At 44.4% G+C, this 13,734-nt stretch carries 12 protein-coding genes; 10 read left to right on the top strand and 2 right to left on the bottom strand.

Going from position 1 to position 13,734, the window contains the following annotated elements; translation table 11 throughout:
• Nucleotides 1–143: 143 nt before the first annotated feature.
• The gene (msrB, locus tag NX845_RS08705; protein WP_017079511.1) at nucleotides 144–581 is read right to left on the bottom strand and encodes a peptide-methionine (R)-S-oxide reductase MsrB; all 438 of its coding nucleotides are present in this window, start codon (nucleotides 579–581) and stop codon (nucleotides 144–146) included.
• 319 nt (nucleotides 582–900) lie between these two features.
• Here msrB and gap point away from each other — a divergent pair, with 319 nt between their 5' ends.
• From gap to NX845_RS08665, 8 genes are all read left to right on the top strand, one after another.
• On the top strand, nucleotides 901–1,896 hold the full coding sequence (gap, locus tag NX845_RS08700; protein ID WP_026012234.1) for a type I glyceraldehyde-3-phosphate dehydrogenase: 996 nt from the start codon (nucleotides 901–903) through the stop codon (nucleotides 1,894–1,896).
• Nucleotides 1,897–2,190: 294 nt separating this feature from the next.
• Complete coding sequence (locus tag NX845_RS08695; protein WP_108175992.1) at nucleotides 2,191–3,075, top strand: D-hexose-6-phosphate mutarotase; 885 nt, start codon at nucleotides 2,191–2,193, stop codon at nucleotides 3,073–3,075.
• 298 nt (nucleotides 3,076–3,373) lie between these two features.
• Complete coding sequence (locus NX845_RS08690; protein WP_260256765.1) at nucleotides 3,374–5,410, top strand: methyl-accepting chemotaxis protein; 2,037 nt, start codon at nucleotides 3,374–3,376, stop codon at nucleotides 5,408–5,410.
• Nucleotides 5,411–5,603: 193 nt separating this feature from the next.
• On the top strand, nucleotides 5,604–6,422 hold the full coding sequence (gene rlmA, locus NX845_RS08685; protein WP_102501246.1) for a 23S rRNA (guanine(745)-N(1))-methyltransferase: 819 nt from the start codon (nucleotides 5,604–5,606) through the stop codon (nucleotides 6,420–6,422).
• Nucleotides 6,423–6,493: 71 nt separating this feature from the next.
• The gene (locus NX845_RS08680) at nucleotides 6,494–7,453 is read left to right on the top strand and encodes a ChaN family lipoprotein (protein ID WP_260256764.1); all 960 of its coding nucleotides are present in this window, start codon (nucleotides 6,494–6,496) and stop codon (nucleotides 7,451–7,453) included.
• A 252-nt stretch (nucleotides 7,454–7,705) separates the two neighbouring features.
• Complete coding sequence (locus NX845_RS08675; RefSeq protein WP_004734101.1) at nucleotides 7,706–8,059, top strand: hypothetical protein; 354 nt, start codon at nucleotides 7,706–7,708, stop codon at nucleotides 8,057–8,059.
• A 193-nt stretch (nucleotides 8,060–8,252) separates the two neighbouring features.
• Nucleotides 8,253–10,139, top strand: a complete 1,887-nt coding sequence (locus NX845_RS08670; protein ID WP_017079506.1) for a BCCT family transporter — start codon at nucleotides 8,253–8,255, stop codon at nucleotides 10,137–10,139.
• A 193-nt stretch (nucleotides 10,140–10,332) separates the two neighbouring features.
• Nucleotides 10,333–11,910 (top strand): alkaline phosphatase, encoded by a 1,578-nt coding sequence (locus tag NX845_RS08665; protein WP_102458365.1) that lies wholly within the window; start codon nucleotides 10,333–10,335, stop codon nucleotides 11,908–11,910.
• Nucleotides 11,911–12,079: 169 nt separating this feature from the next.
• Here the strand turns inward: NX845_RS08665 and NX845_RS08660 are convergent, their stop codons facing one another.
• Nucleotides 12,080–12,517 (bottom strand): YcgN family cysteine cluster protein, encoded by a 438-nt coding sequence (locus tag NX845_RS08660; RefSeq protein WP_017067609.1) that lies wholly within the window; start codon nucleotides 12,515–12,517, stop codon nucleotides 12,080–12,082.
• 159 nt (nucleotides 12,518–12,676) lie between these two features.
• On the opposite strand from NX845_RS08660, the gene NX845_RS08655 reads away from it, so the two are divergent.
• Together NX845_RS08655 and aqpZ are read left to right on the top strand one after the other, a co-directional pair.
• On the top strand, nucleotides 12,677–12,925 hold the full coding sequence (locus tag NX845_RS08655; RefSeq protein WP_004734153.1) for a YkgJ family cysteine cluster protein: 249 nt from the start codon (nucleotides 12,677–12,679) through the stop codon (nucleotides 12,923–12,925).
• A gap of 93 nt (nucleotides 12,926–13,018) precedes the next feature.
• On the top strand, nucleotides 13,019–13,708 hold the full coding sequence (gene aqpZ, locus NX845_RS08650; protein ID WP_017084067.1) for an aquaporin Z: 690 nt from the start codon (nucleotides 13,019–13,021) through the stop codon (nucleotides 13,706–13,708).
• The last annotated feature ends 26 nt before the right edge of the window (nucleotides 13,709–13,734 follow it).

Below are 13,734 nucleotides of genomic sequence, written 5' to 3'. Positions count from 1 at the left end.
TTTTGATTTCTTCATGCACAAAAAAAACAGCTACTTCATGGTAGCTGTTTTTATTTGTACTAGAGTTAATTCTGAAATCTTGGGTTGTTCAATAGTCCTTAATCGACAAGTACGACCTGTAAGGATTAAACAATTGTGACAAGTTATTTCGTACTTTTGTCATTTTTGTTGAAAATTAACGACACAGAATTAACACAGAATCGCTCACCTGTTGTCTGTGGGCCATCAGGAAAAACGTGACCTAAATGGCTATCACAAGCAGTACAACGGATCTCCACACGCTTCATTCCGTGACTTAGATCTTCTATATAGCGTACTGCTTCATCATTCACTGGGGCATCAAAGCTTGGCCAACCGCACCCAGAGTCATATTTGTTATCCGACAGAAACAAAGGGCTTTCACAGCATGTGCAGCTATAGACACCAGTGTTATGGTTGTGCAGTAACTTACCGCTATATGGGGCTTCAGTACCACGTTCACGGCACACAGCAAATTCGTCGTCCGTTAGGCGCTCACGCCAGTATTCATCAGGCTTTATCATATTTCCTCCCTTTTGAACCACGTTAATATCTCTCCACATTCTCTGTTATTATATTTACTTTTTTCTATAAAGGCTTGCATATCAGTCGTTTTGTAGCACATACTTTCTCACCAGGAAACATTGTACATATACACTCATAAGTGAATCATCATTTAGGGGTATTTTACCCAACTGGAAGGGTACAGAGCCACTTGCAATGGTCAATTTTCAACCACTTACGCCCAATTGTTAAGAAAAGCGTCGCTTTTTTTTGACATTAAACAAGTTAAGTCGGATTATCTATTGCAGATGTATACTGGATTCTGTAATTTTACTACCAGTTATCTTTAATCAGAAATTAAGTTGTGGAGCAACTACAATGACTATCAAAGTAGGTATTAACGGTTTTGGCCGTATCGGCCGTTTCGTATTCCGCGCAGCTCAAGAGCGTGCAGACATCGAAGTAGTAGGTATTAACGATCTAATCGACGTAGAGTACATGGCATACATGCTTAAGTACGACTCAACTCACGGCCGTTTCAACGGTACTGTTGAAGTTGAAGGCGGTAACCTAATCGTTAACGGTAAAACTGTACGTGTTACAGCTGAGCGTAACCCAGAAGATCTTAAGTGGGATGCTATCGAAGTAGACGTAGTTGCTGAAGCAACTGGTCTTTTCCTAACTGACGAGACTGCACGTAAGCACATCACTGCTGGCGCTAAGAAAGTAGTTCTTACTGGTCCTTCTAAAGATGCAACTCCAATGTTCGTAATGGGCGTTAACCAAGCATCTTACGCTGGTCAAGACATCGTTTCTAACGCTTCTTGTACTACTAACTGTCTTGCACCTATCGCTAAAGTACTTAACGATAAGTGGGGCATTGAGTCTGGTCTTATGACTACAGTTCACGCTACTACAGCAACTCAAAAAACTGTAGATGGCCCTTCTGCTAAAGACTGGCGCGGTGGCCGTGGTGCTTCTCAAAACATCATCCCATCTTCAACTGGTGCTGCTAAAGCTGTAGGCGTTGTTCTTCCAGAACTAAACGGCCTTCTAACTGGTATGGCTTTCCGTGTACCAACTGCTAACGTATCTGTAGTTGACCTAACTGTTAACCTAAAAGCATCTGCATCTTACGAAGAAATTTGTGCTGCAATGAAAGAAGCTTCTGAAGGCGAAATGGCTGGCGTTCTTGGTTACACTGAAGACCAAGTAGTATCACAAGATTTCATCGGTGAAGTTCAAACTTCAGTATTCGATGCTAAAGCTGGTGTTGCTCTAACTGACAAATTCGTTAAAGTTGTATCTTGGTACGACAACGAAATCGGTTACTCAAACAAAGTTCTTGACCTAATCGCTCACATCTCTAAGTAATTTCTTTTTAGAAATAGCTTTAGATAAGCATTAGCGAAGACTGTTTTGAGCAGACTTTGAAAAAAGGCGACCTTAGTGTCGCCTTTTTAATACCTGCTATCTTTTAAACGGCTTCGCCCCCGATCGCCAAAATGCCTTGGCTAGTCACACACTAAAACTGAAGCTAAACCTAAACCTAAACCTTAAGTCAAAACGCAAAATTTAATTCCAATACTGGCTCTGCTTGTCGCTCATAAAATCACAAGCACTGTTCTAGCCAGCATTTGAATTCAATTTCCTTAGAAGGATCATGTAATGGATTTATCTACTCTGCCTACACTGACAGTACTTTCTGACAACGTGACTATCGTTGAACACGAAGGTGTAAAATTGGTTCGCGTTATCCACGATAAAGCAAACGCAGCCATTTCATTGTTTGGAGGCCATGTGGTGTCATTCCAACCACAAGGTCAACAAGACCTTATTTGGATGAGCCAACAAGCTAAATTCGATGGAAAAACAGCCTTACGTGGTGGTATTCCAGTATGTTGGCCTTGGTTTGGCCGCATTGCAGCACCGGCACATGGCTTTGCACGTTCAAGCGAATGGCAATTAGTTGAGCACCGTGAAAGCGAAGCGGGTGTGATTGTAAGCCTAGGCCTAAAGCCGAATAAAGAAACTCTGGCAGTATGGCCGCATCAGTTCGATGCACGTTTAAATGTTGAGATTGGTGACCAACTAAAAGTAACTTTGGATGTGAAAAACACAGATTCACAACCATGGACTTTCTCTGGAGCGCTGCACACTTACCTAAACGTTGGTGATATTCACAACACAACCACAACCGGTATGGGTGCTGAGTACATTGATAGCCTGCAAGGTGGCAAGATCTGCCAAGGTGGTTCTGAACTGGTACTGACCGACACAATTGACCGAGTTTACACGCAACCAGAAGCGCAAATCTTTGTTGCTGACAAAAAGCTGGATCGCACGCTAACAGTTGAAAACCACGGTCATAACTCTGCAGTATTGTGGAACCCGTGGGCGGAAGGCGCAACAGCTATGGGCGACATGCAAGACGACGGTTACCTAACCATGATGTGTGTAGAATCAACACTACACGCACCAAGCCTAGAAGCAGGCAAAACGCTACAGCCTGGCGAAAACCACCAGCTGATTACGGTAATTTCCTCAAACTAGGCCTCTAGCGAGTTCAATTAGACATAAAAATGCAGCTCATAAAGCTGCATTTTTTATTGCCCCTAACCTCACACGTACCGTCCAGTAATCAACGTCTTAACACAAGCCAGTAGTCCATCGCCTCTTCGTTTAAACCCACGCCACGTGGTTCTCATCACTCTAGTTTATAAATATAACTATCAATTCATTAATTATTATCAATTACTGCCGATAAATAAGTACCTATGATAGAAAGCTCAATAACAAACTTCCTTAAAACCACTTAACAACACCTCAATGAAGACAGGATAGTGAATTCATGTTCGAGAAATACAAAAATCAAAGTGTTGGCTTCCAACTTAAGTTGGTCATTTTGCTGTGCTTGCTTATCGCCTTTGGTTCCATTGCAACACTCGTGTACCGCAATGCCTCACAGGTATTATTAGACAACACGTTAAAAGAACACCAATCCAAAGTAGAAGCGATGGCCAAAACCATCTCTGGTCAGTTTGATGCTTACCTGCATACCGCTAAAGTTTTAGAATCCACTTTTCGTAACGGCTACCTAGCAGGTGTTTATGTTGAAAGTTATGACGTTGAGTTCAACGGTCATTCTATTCCTAACATGACTCAATACGGTGAGAGCCTAATCAATGACACCAAACTCGTCGATAGCTTTACTCGCGACACCGGCGCCGTAGCGACCCTATTTGCCCCATTTGGCGACGACTTTATTCGTGTCTCTACGTCTCTTAAAAAACCTTCAGGCGAACGAGTCGTTGCGACCACGCTAGGGAAAAATCATCCAGGCTATAGCAAGCTCAAAAATGGCCAGCCTTATTACTCTCAAGTTAAGCTCTTCGGTCAACGCTACATCACCTACTATGCGCCTTTGACCAATGCTCAAGGCAAAGTAAACGGTGTCTCTTTCATTGGTTTGCCAGTAGAAGAGGCGACTCAAAGCCTGTTTGAATCTCTACGCTCTGTTTCTTGGGGGGATACGGGATACACCATCATTGTTGATAATGAGAAAGAGCATCAAGGCCAGTACTTACTGCACCCAACTAACGTGGGCGGTGGTAAATCGATTGTTGATGTTGCTGACTATGACGGCAACAAACCTTTCTATCAGATCTTTGAACAGCCATCAGGTCTAATTCTATATCCATACAAGGTTAACGAAACCGTTGGTGAGAAGTACCTTGTCTACACTGAAGTTCCCGGGTGGGATTGGAAACTGCTTGGCGGTACTTTTATCAAGGAAGTGACCAAGGGCAGTGATGAATTACTCAAGCTCATCGCTATAATTGCTACCTTGATTGCTGCCGCTACCATCGTCGCGTTAACCTTCGTGTTAAACCGTACACTGACGCCACTAACGACGTTAAACGAGTACATGCTGCGTTTAGGAAAAGGCGAAGTGAGCCTGCATATTCCAAACAATGGCAAGCAGACGAAAAACGAGATCAGCAACCTAAATACCGGTGTTGCGAACATGGCAGCTCAATTGAATACACTCGTGGGCGAGATACGTACGACCAGTGACCAAGTACAGAACAGCTCAAGCAGTGTGTCACAAGATGCCAGCCACAACTTGAGTCAATCTGATCGCCAGCAAGCACAGGTTGAGCAAGTCGTTACGGCCATTGAAGAGATGGCCACCTCTGCAGAATCTGTAGCGCAGCAAGTGAACAGCATTGCTGAAAATGTTCGCCTTGCAAATGAAGACAGCCAGAAAGGTTTAGAAGTCGTTGAAGGTGTGTGTATTGATGTTGCCCAGCTGAATGATCAATTAGACAAGTCAGCATCGGCCATCGAGCAAGTGAGTTCTGATAGCGAAAGCATTCAAACCGTCACTAAGATGATTGATGACATCGCAGAACAAACCAACTTACTTGCGTTGAACGCTGCGATAGAAGCAGCACGTGCGGGTGATCAGGGGCGTGGTTTTGCCGTTGTCGCTGACGAAGTAAGAACATTGGCTCATCGTACACAAACGTCAGTGCAAGACGTAGTGAGCATCATCGAGAAGTTGAAATCTTCAACTAACAATGCCGTGAACCTGATGACACAAAGTCAATCGAATGCCAACCAAGTACTCGATAAAGCGCAAGAAGCCGGTACGGCTCTAGAGTCGATTGCCTCTCAAGTTGAATCTATTGCTTCTCAAGCTGAAACCATCGCTGCGACATCAGAAGAGCAAGCTCAGGTTTCTCAAGAAATCGCCGCAAACGCACATGCGATCAGCGACCTCAACCAGCAGAGCCGTGAAACGAGCGCTAAGACCTCTCACAGTGCTGATGAACTTCAAAAACAAGCTGAGTCGTTAAAGAACCAAGTTAACTTCTTTAGCTAGAAGCCGAGTTCACTGTTTCTATCAGTGACTTGCTCATAACCAATAGAGCCAACCATACGTTGGCTCTATCTCTTCACTAACTGGCTCTACCTATTCACGGATTGCCGTTAGCCAAGACAGCTGCGTTTATTCTAGCGCCCCACTATGCTTCCTGTTAAAATTTTGGACTTGAAATTTCTACCTCGAGTTCGCAATGACTTACCAATGCCCTTTGTGTCACCAACCTTTATCTCAAAACGATCGTACGTTTAAGTGTGAAAAGAACCATCAGTTCGACCTAGCGAAAGAAGGCTATGTCAATTTGATGCCAGCACACCACAAACGCTCAAAAGATCCAGGTGACAACAAAGAGATGATGCAGGCTCGTCGCCGCTTCCTTGAAGGCAACCACTACGATCCGATGCGCCAAGCCGTTGTTGGTTTATGCGCTAGCTATCTGCCAGAAACAGCCCCTAGCCTATTGGATATAGGTTGCGGTGAAGGTTATTACACCAATGAAATTGCGGTAAACCTTCAAGAAAAGAATGGCGCTACTTTTGGCCTAGATATCTCTAAGATTGCTATCAAATATGCCGCTAAACGCTACCCAGCGGTCGACTTCTCTGTTGCTTCGAGTCATCGCCTACCCTTTGCTGAAAATAGCTTAGATGGCATTCTACGCATTTACGCGCCTTGCAAGGCAGAAGAGCTGCAACGCACCATCAAAGACAATGGTGTGGTGATCACCGTGACACCTGCTAGCCGACACCTTTATCAGCTGCGTGATGCGATTTATGATGGCGTTCGTTTGCACGATGAAGATCCAGAGATGATCGAAGGTTTTACTCTTGAGCACCAAGAGCAACTAAACTATATGATGGAACTATCGGGGTCAGACGCATTCGACCTGCTACAGATGACGCCGTTTGCTTGGAAAGCGAGTGAAGAATTTAAACAACAACTCACCGATTCAGAGCAATTCAACTGTGAAGCTGACTTTATGCTACGAGTGTACCGCAAACAACTTAATTGATATTGATTATCGTTTGCATTGAAATCTCATCTTGCCTCCTTTAGTATGCGTGTTCTTCAAGGAGGCATTTCATGCAACGTATTATTCTTATCGGATTAGCTACCCTGCTTACAGCTTGTGCTAATCAACCTTCAAACAGCACTTCTCAAAAAGTGGCTAACACGCAAACGCAAGCCGTTTCCACATTCTACGACTACCAATTCGCGTCTCCACAAGGTGAAGCGCTTTCTCTCAATGCATTACCTAAACAGCTGATTAACGCTGATGTGGTTCTTATTGGCGAATGGCACACTCACTCGGCAATCCATCGCTTTCAAACAGACTTCTTAAAAGCGCGCCGCAATGCCACATCAAACATTGCGCTTTCAATGGAACAATTCACTCGAGAGCATCAAAACACATTAAACCAATATCTAAATGATGAGATTGGCGAACAAGTTCTTATGTCTCAAGCGGCTGCTTGGCCAAATTACGAAAGTGATTACCGCGCGTTAGTGGAGTTCGCTAAAACCAACAACGTCGATATCATTGCGGCAAACGCACCAAAACCCTTTGTACAGTGTATCGGCCGTAAAGGATTATCCTATCTAGATCAGCTAACGACGGAACAACGTCAATGGATTGCTTCAGAAGTGGATACTGGCGATAGCCCTTATAAAGAAAAGTTCATGGCTTCGATGCATCACGGAACACCAGAGCAAACAGAAAAACAGTTTGCGGCTCAAGTCACATGGGACGAAACCATGGCAGAGTCGATTGTTGATTACCTCGCATCAAACCCAGACCAACAAGTGATTCATGTGGCCGGTAAGTTCCACACCGAAGGTGGTTTAGGCACGGCAGCATCGATTCTACGTCGTAACCCTGATTTGAAAATTGCCATCATCAGCCCAGTTGAAGAGATCTCATCGGATAGCAGTGACTATCAGCTTGAAGTTCTCTCGCCACCGGCTCGCTTTGTTAAGAAAGAGAACCGAATGAAGGCATATAAGCACCTATCTAAGCGCGGAGCCGATCTCAAGTGCGACTAAAATCGCTATCCAGACTTAATCTTATTCAAGTTTAGGTCTGGCATGCTATAAGTCTGGCAAACTAAAAGCTTATTCAATCGCGCCCTAAGATAAATATTGATATCGGCATAGGAATTGCTTAATTACCAAGCAGTTTTGATTAAGCAGACGAAGATATATTGTGCGAATAAAAAACATCACCACGGTGATTAAATGCACAAGTTTTTCACACCTCTGCCGATACTATATTTAAGGATAGGTAAGGAGAGCGATATGACGCCAGTAGGAACGAGTAACACTCAGCTGTATTCACCTTCGCAAATGAACGCACAAGCTAAAAGCATTGAAGCTGACAAGCCTGCACCTCTTAAGGTTGAGCAAAATACCGTTAAGCTTTCCGATGAGGGCAAAGCCCTATTATCTGCCCTTAAAGAAATCGATAAAGAAGCCAAGAAAGTCGAAGCTGAAAACGCGACCGTTACTGATAAGGTTGAGTCATTTGCTCACGGCGCATTAGGTATGGATCACCCAGATAAGATTGAAGAAGAGGACGATGGTTCTTATTCAGCAGGGCAATACTTATCCGCAGCGGCAACGGTTGGTGGCATTCTTCTCGCTCTTATATAACCTTACTTTCCTTTACGGCATTCCTTTCACTGCACCACGTGCATTGTTTGCACAGCACTGCTTACATTGTCCCTATTGCTCTGAGCCTCTTTCATTGCAAAAAATCGATTTGTCGTCACGACAACACACCTGATTTGTCCTAAAAAACGAGTTCACGACATAATTCCGCTCTCATTTTAATGGAATAATACTCGTGAAAAACTCTTTTGCGCTTATTGATAAGCCAACCTTTTTTGGTGCGATAGCACTCCTACTCACGATCATCTTCCCGCTGATTATGTTCCCGACGCAAGGAGCAGACTGGATCGCGGTCGCTAAAACCTTTATGACAGACCAACTTGGTTTCTTGTACCTAGCGCTTGGACTCGCAGCTTGTGCCTTCATGGTCTACGTTGTGTTCAGTGATATGGGACAAATTAAACTGGGTGAAGCCGATGAAGAACCTGAATTTAAAACCGCTTCATGGGCAGCAATGCTTTTCTGTGGTGGTATCGGGGCAAGTATCTTGTATTGGGGTTGTATCGAGTGGGCTTACTACTACCAATCACCGCCTTTTCAACTAGAACCCGGCAGTGAAGAAGCCGTTCGTTGGGCTGCGACCTATGGTTTATTCCACTGGGGTCCAATTGCTTGGTCTATCTACCTAATCCCTGCTATTCCAATTGCCTACTTTTTCTATGTACGTAAACAACCTGTACTAAAAATTTCTAGCGCATTAATGCCAGTATTGGGTGAACACCATAGCCGCGGCGTTGCAGGTAAAGTTGTAGATATCCTATTCATCTTTGGTCTATTAGGCGGCGCAGCAACAACGTTAGGTTTAGCAGCACCTCTTATTACTGAAGGCCTTAACCACTTATTCGGCCTACCAAAAAATAACGTCACTCAAGTTATGGTGCTTCTGGTTTGTACTGCGATATTCGCATACTCATCGTATGCGGGTTTGGAAAAAGGCATCAAGATCCTCAGTAACATCAACTTCTGGGGCGCAATGGGCTTATTGATATTCGTCCTAATCGCTGGCCCAACGATTTTCATGCTTGAAACGGGTCTAGACTCGATTGGTCGCCTATTGTCTAACTTCTTTGTGATGGCAACGTGGGCTGAACCATTCGGCGGCTACGGTACGTTCGAAAATACCCATTTCCCACAAGATTGGACCATTTTCTACTGGGCATGGTGGCTAGTTTTTGCACCAAGCATGGGCCTGTTTGTTGCGCGTATCTCTCGCGGCAGAACCATTAAACAAATGGTGTCAGGCTCTATCTTCTTTGGTTCATTAGGCTGTTTCTTATTCTTCATGATCTTAGGTAACTACGGTTTATCCCTACAGTTATCTGGTGAGCTAGATGTCGTTGCAATCTTAAACGAAGAAGGCGCAACCAAAGCTATCTTCTCGATGCTGGCACAACTGCCAATGAGCACGTTAGTGATCGCCGTATTTACACTGTTGTGTATTATTTTTACTGCGACAACCTTTGACTCTATATCTTACATTTTGGCTTCTGTGGTTCAGAACAACGTGACCGAAGAGCCAATGCGTTGGAACCGTATGTTCTGGGCATTCACACTGTCGTTCTTACCAACGATTCTGATGTTCTTGGGCGGTCTAAGCACGCTTCAAACCGCTGCAATTGTCGGTGGCTTACCGCTACTGGCTATCTCTGTGATGTTGATGATCTCAGCCGTTCGTGCAACGAGCCTCGATTTACGTCACCAAGAGAGTTACATCGAGCCGACGATTAACATCGAAGAGCTGCCAGACATGGATCCATGGTCGGCAGAAGGGATGGCACTGGCACAGTTCGAGAAAGAGAAAGACGCAGCACAAGAAGCCGCAGAACTTGAACGTGAAGCTTATAAAGCCCTTGCTGATGTGAAGAAAGAAATCCGCGCTTATGTTCTTGAACAGGGTGCACAAATGGAAACACATGAGCTTCCTGAAAACCTACAACAAGCACTTGAGCAGGCTGAAAACAACCTAAGTACAGCTCAAGCGAAAAAAGTTGAGTTATCAGAGCAAGCTCAGAAAGCTCGAGTCGCGTTCAATCAGGTGGTTGCAGAACTGCCACTTGCTTGACATTAGCCATGACACAGTCCATTTATTTGGACTCTCCTAAATACGACAAAGGCTCACAGAAATGTGAGCCTTTTTTTATGTTTTTCTAAAAATTTGAGTTATTGCTCAATTTCATATTGATGAAACAAATATGAAACGACTTTGACACAAATCGGTGTTCTAATCATCCCGCTTATATAAAAAGGGATAACTAATGAAGCACTTTATGAAACCAATTGTTACCGCAGTGGTAACCTCTACACTCTCATTCAACGTACTTTCAGCAGAAATCAAAAATGTCATTCTGATGATCGGCGACGGCATGGGACCTCAGCAAGTTGGCTTATTGGAAACCTACGCAAACCAAGCGCCAAATTCCATCTATAAAGGGAACAAAACGGCCATTTATCAACTTGCTCAAGAAGGGGTTATTGGTTCATCCCTAACGCATCCGGAAGACGCAATCGTAGTGGATTCAGCTTGCTCTGCGACCATGCTTGCAACGGGTATCTACAGCGGTTCAGAAGTGATCGGTATCGATTCCCAGGGTAACCATGTTGAGACAGTACTTGAGAAAGCGAAAAAAGCAGGCAAAGCGACCGGCTTAGTTTCCGACACACGCTTAACTCACGCGACCCCTGCTTCTTTCGCCGCTCACCAACCTCACCGTTCTTTAGAGAATCAAATTGCATCTGACATGTTAGCAACGGGCGCTGATGTGATGCTCTCTGGAGGACTGCGTCATTGGATTCCTAAATCGACCAACGACAAAGGTGAAACCTATAAGCAACTTGAGAAACTGACTCAAGGTGATGTTTACCTCAAATCGAAGCGTAAAGACGACCGTAACCTGCTGACTGAAGCAGAGACAGACGGCTACCAGCTGGCGTTTAATCGCAATATGCTAGACGATGCTAAGGGCGATAAACTACTTGGCCTATTCGCCTACTCTGGCATGGATGATGGCATCGCTTACAGCAACAAGAAAAAGAGTGGCGAACGAACTCAGCCAAGCCTGAAAGAGATGACACAAAAAGCGCTCAACATCCTATCCAAAGATGAAGATGGCTTTTTCCTAATGGTCGAAGGTGGCCAAATCGACTGGGCGGGACACAGTAACGATGCAGGTACCATGCTGCATGAACTGCTCAAGTTTGATGAAGCGATCCAAACGGTGTATGAATGGGCAAAAGATCGTGAAGATACGATCGTGATTGTGACCGCAGACCACGAAACAGGCTCTTTCGGTTTCAGCTACTCTTCTAATGACCTACCAAAACCACAGAAACGTTCTGGTGAAGCCTTTGCTGATCGCGACTATGCACCCAACTTTAACTTTGGCGCATTCGATATTCTTGATGGTTTATACAATCAGAAGCAAAGCTACTACGGTATGATCAGCGAATTTCAGAAGCTGGATAAAGCGCTGCAAACACCTGAAAAACTGGCTGAGATCGTCAATAAGAATAGTGAGTTCCCTATCACTGCTGAACAAGCAAAAAACGTGTTAGCCAGTAAGCCGAATCCATACCGATTGGCTCAGCACAAATACTTGTCGGCAGAAGAAGTGCCTGCTATCAACGATTTTGATGCATTCTTCCCTTATAACGACCGTGGCAACCTGCTTGCTCGTGAACAAGCAACAGGCCAAAACATCGTTTGGGGTACAGGTACACACACTCACACACCAGTGAACGTGTTTGCTTGGGGTCCTGCTGAAAAGATACTGCCAGTTTCGAAAATCATGCACCACTCAGAACTGGGTGAGTACATTAAACAACAAGTAAACTAGCCTGAATCTTTTTTGCTCGTTTCACTTAGCGCCCTTCGGGGCGTTTTTTGTTTTAAGCTTTTAAGCCTTTAAGCTAAGTGAGTAAGTGAGTAAGTGAGTAATTGAGTTTTAAATTTAGGCGACGCCAAATAGTAAAACAGCCGCTAAAGAGAGGCTGTTTTTATAATACTTAGCGATTTGGGTGATTCAAGATGTGGTCTTCCCAATCGACAACATCGATTTCGTATACCACTTTGTTACGAACACTTTCACCTGCAGCATGCATCTCTGACTTAGAACCCGTAATCAATGGGTGCCACTCAGGAATCGGCTTAGATTCAGATAGAAGACGGTAAGCACAAGTATCTGGTAGCCAATGGAATTCATGAATCTTGTCACGAGTCAGCTTCAAACACTCTTCACCTGAAGTGAAGCGGTTCGGGTAGTCTTTACAAGAACATGTTTTGTCGTTTAACCAGCTGCACGCCACGTTGGTGTAGTAAACTTCATCACTATCTTCATCCATTAGTTTATGCAGGCAACACTTACCACAACCGTCACACAGTGATTCCCACTCGTTCTCGGTCATTTGCTCTAGTGTCTTTTCTTGCCAAAATGGATTCGTCATAGGATTACTTCTTACTCTTTTACTGGGGTGCGTGTTATACCGCTAGCCCATAAAAAGTTCAAGGATAATAATTGTTCATTCTTTGATTCAATCAACAGCTGTCACTCTCATCATTTTTTGCTACTATCGCGCACCCTGTTATTTAGTGAGTTTAATTTGATGGAATGTCGCCTAGGTTGTGGAGCTTGTTGTATCGCTCCAAGTATTACATCTGCTATTCCTGGAATGCCTAATGGTAAGCCTGCTGGCGTACGCTGCATTCAATTAAATGAGCAAGATCTATGCAAATTATTTGGTCAACCTTCACGCCCGAAGGTATGTCACCAGTTCAAAGCCTGCCCTATCATCTGTGGTAAAACAGACCAAGAAGCGCTTGATAACCTTATTGAGCTCGAAGCAATAACCTAACAATACTTTTCTTCTTATATATGCCCAAGATTTCACAACTTTGATAGATCTAAACTATCTTATTGATACTGGTAAAGATTAATAAGGATAGTTATGAATAAGTATATCGCAGAAATGTTCGGTACGTTTTGGTTGGTGTTAGGTGGTTGTGGTAGTGCCGTCTTAGCCGCGGCTTTCCCTGATGTGGGAATTGGTCTACTCGGAGTTTCCCTTGCCTTTGGTTTAACCGTACTCACCATGGCTTTTGCTATTGGCCATATATCCGGTTGCCACCTTAACCCTGCTGTCACCATCGGTCTATGGAGTGGTGGTCGCTTTGATGGCAAAGATGTTGCGCCTTATATTATTGCCCAAGTGATTGGCGGTATTATCGCGGGCGGCGTACTATTTGTGATTGCTTCAGGCCAAGCAGGCTTTGACGCTGCGGCATCTGGCTTTGCTTCCAATGGTTACGGTGAACACTCACCGGGTGGCTATTCGCTAACCGCAGCACTCGTGTGTGAAGTAGTAATGACTATGGTGTTCCTATTCGTGATCATGGGGGCAACCGATTCGAAAGCACCGGCTGGATTTGCACCTATCGCGATTGGTCTTTGTTTAACCTTGATCCACCTTATCAGTATCCCCGTCACTAATACCTCTGTGAACCCTGCTCGAAGTACTGGTGTAGCCGTATTTGTTGGGGACTGGGCTGTTTCACAATTATGGCTATTCTGGATTGCACCGATTATTGGTGCCGTGATTGGCGCTGCGATTTACAAAGCCGTGCGTGGCTCTGATTAATTGTTTGAAAAGGTTTTAGAGTAGAC

The organism is Vibrio sp. NC2 (assembly GCF_025195005.1).
Classification (GTDB): Bacteria; Pseudomonadota; Gammaproteobacteria; order Enterobacterales; family Vibrionaceae; genus Vibrio; species Vibrio splendidus.
Note: the sequence above shows the minus strand (reverse complement) of the source record. Positions and strands in the feature narration are given on the sequence as shown.

What these genes read in the sequence shown, in the direction of transcription:
- msrB (WP_017079511.1), bottom strand. Translation starts at nt 581, where the DNA reads ATGTGGAGAGATATTAACGTGGTTCAAAAGGGAGGAAATATGATAAAG.
- gap (WP_026012234.1), top strand. Translation starts at nt 901, where the DNA reads ATGACTATCAAAGTAGGTATTAACGGTTTTGGCCGTATCGGCCGTTTC.
- NX845_RS08695 (WP_108175992.1), top strand. Translation starts at nt 2,191, where the DNA reads ATGGATTTATCTACTCTGCCTACACTGACAGTACTTTCTGACAACGTG.
- NX845_RS08690 (WP_260256765.1), top strand. Translation starts at nt 3,374, where the DNA reads ATGTTCGAGAAATACAAAAATCAAAGTGTTGGCTTCCAACTTAAGTTG.
- rlmA (WP_102501246.1), top strand. Translation starts at nt 5,604, where the DNA reads ATGACTTACCAATGCCCTTTGTGTCACCAACCTTTATCTCAAAACGAT.
- NX845_RS08680 (WP_260256764.1), top strand. Translation starts at nt 6,494, where the DNA reads ATGCAACGTATTATTCTTATCGGATTAGCTACCCTGCTTACAGCTTGT.
- NX845_RS08675 (WP_004734101.1), top strand. Translation starts at nt 7,706, where the DNA reads ATGACGCCAGTAGGAACGAGTAACACTCAGCTGTATTCACCTTCGCAA.
- NX845_RS08665 (WP_102458365.1), top strand. Translation starts at nt 10,333, where the DNA reads ATGAAGCACTTTATGAAACCAATTGTTACCGCAGTGGTAACCTCTACA.
- NX845_RS08660 (WP_017067609.1), bottom strand. Translation starts at nt 12,517, where the DNA reads ATGACGAATCCATTTTGGCAAGAAAAGACACTAGAGCAAATGACCGAG.
- NX845_RS08655 (WP_004734153.1), top strand. Translation starts at nt 12,677, where the DNA reads ATGGAATGTCGCCTAGGTTGTGGAGCTTGTTGTATCGCTCCAAGTATT.
- aqpZ (WP_017084067.1), top strand. Translation starts at nt 13,019, where the DNA reads ATGAATAAGTATATCGCAGAAATGTTCGGTACGTTTTGGTTGGTGTTA.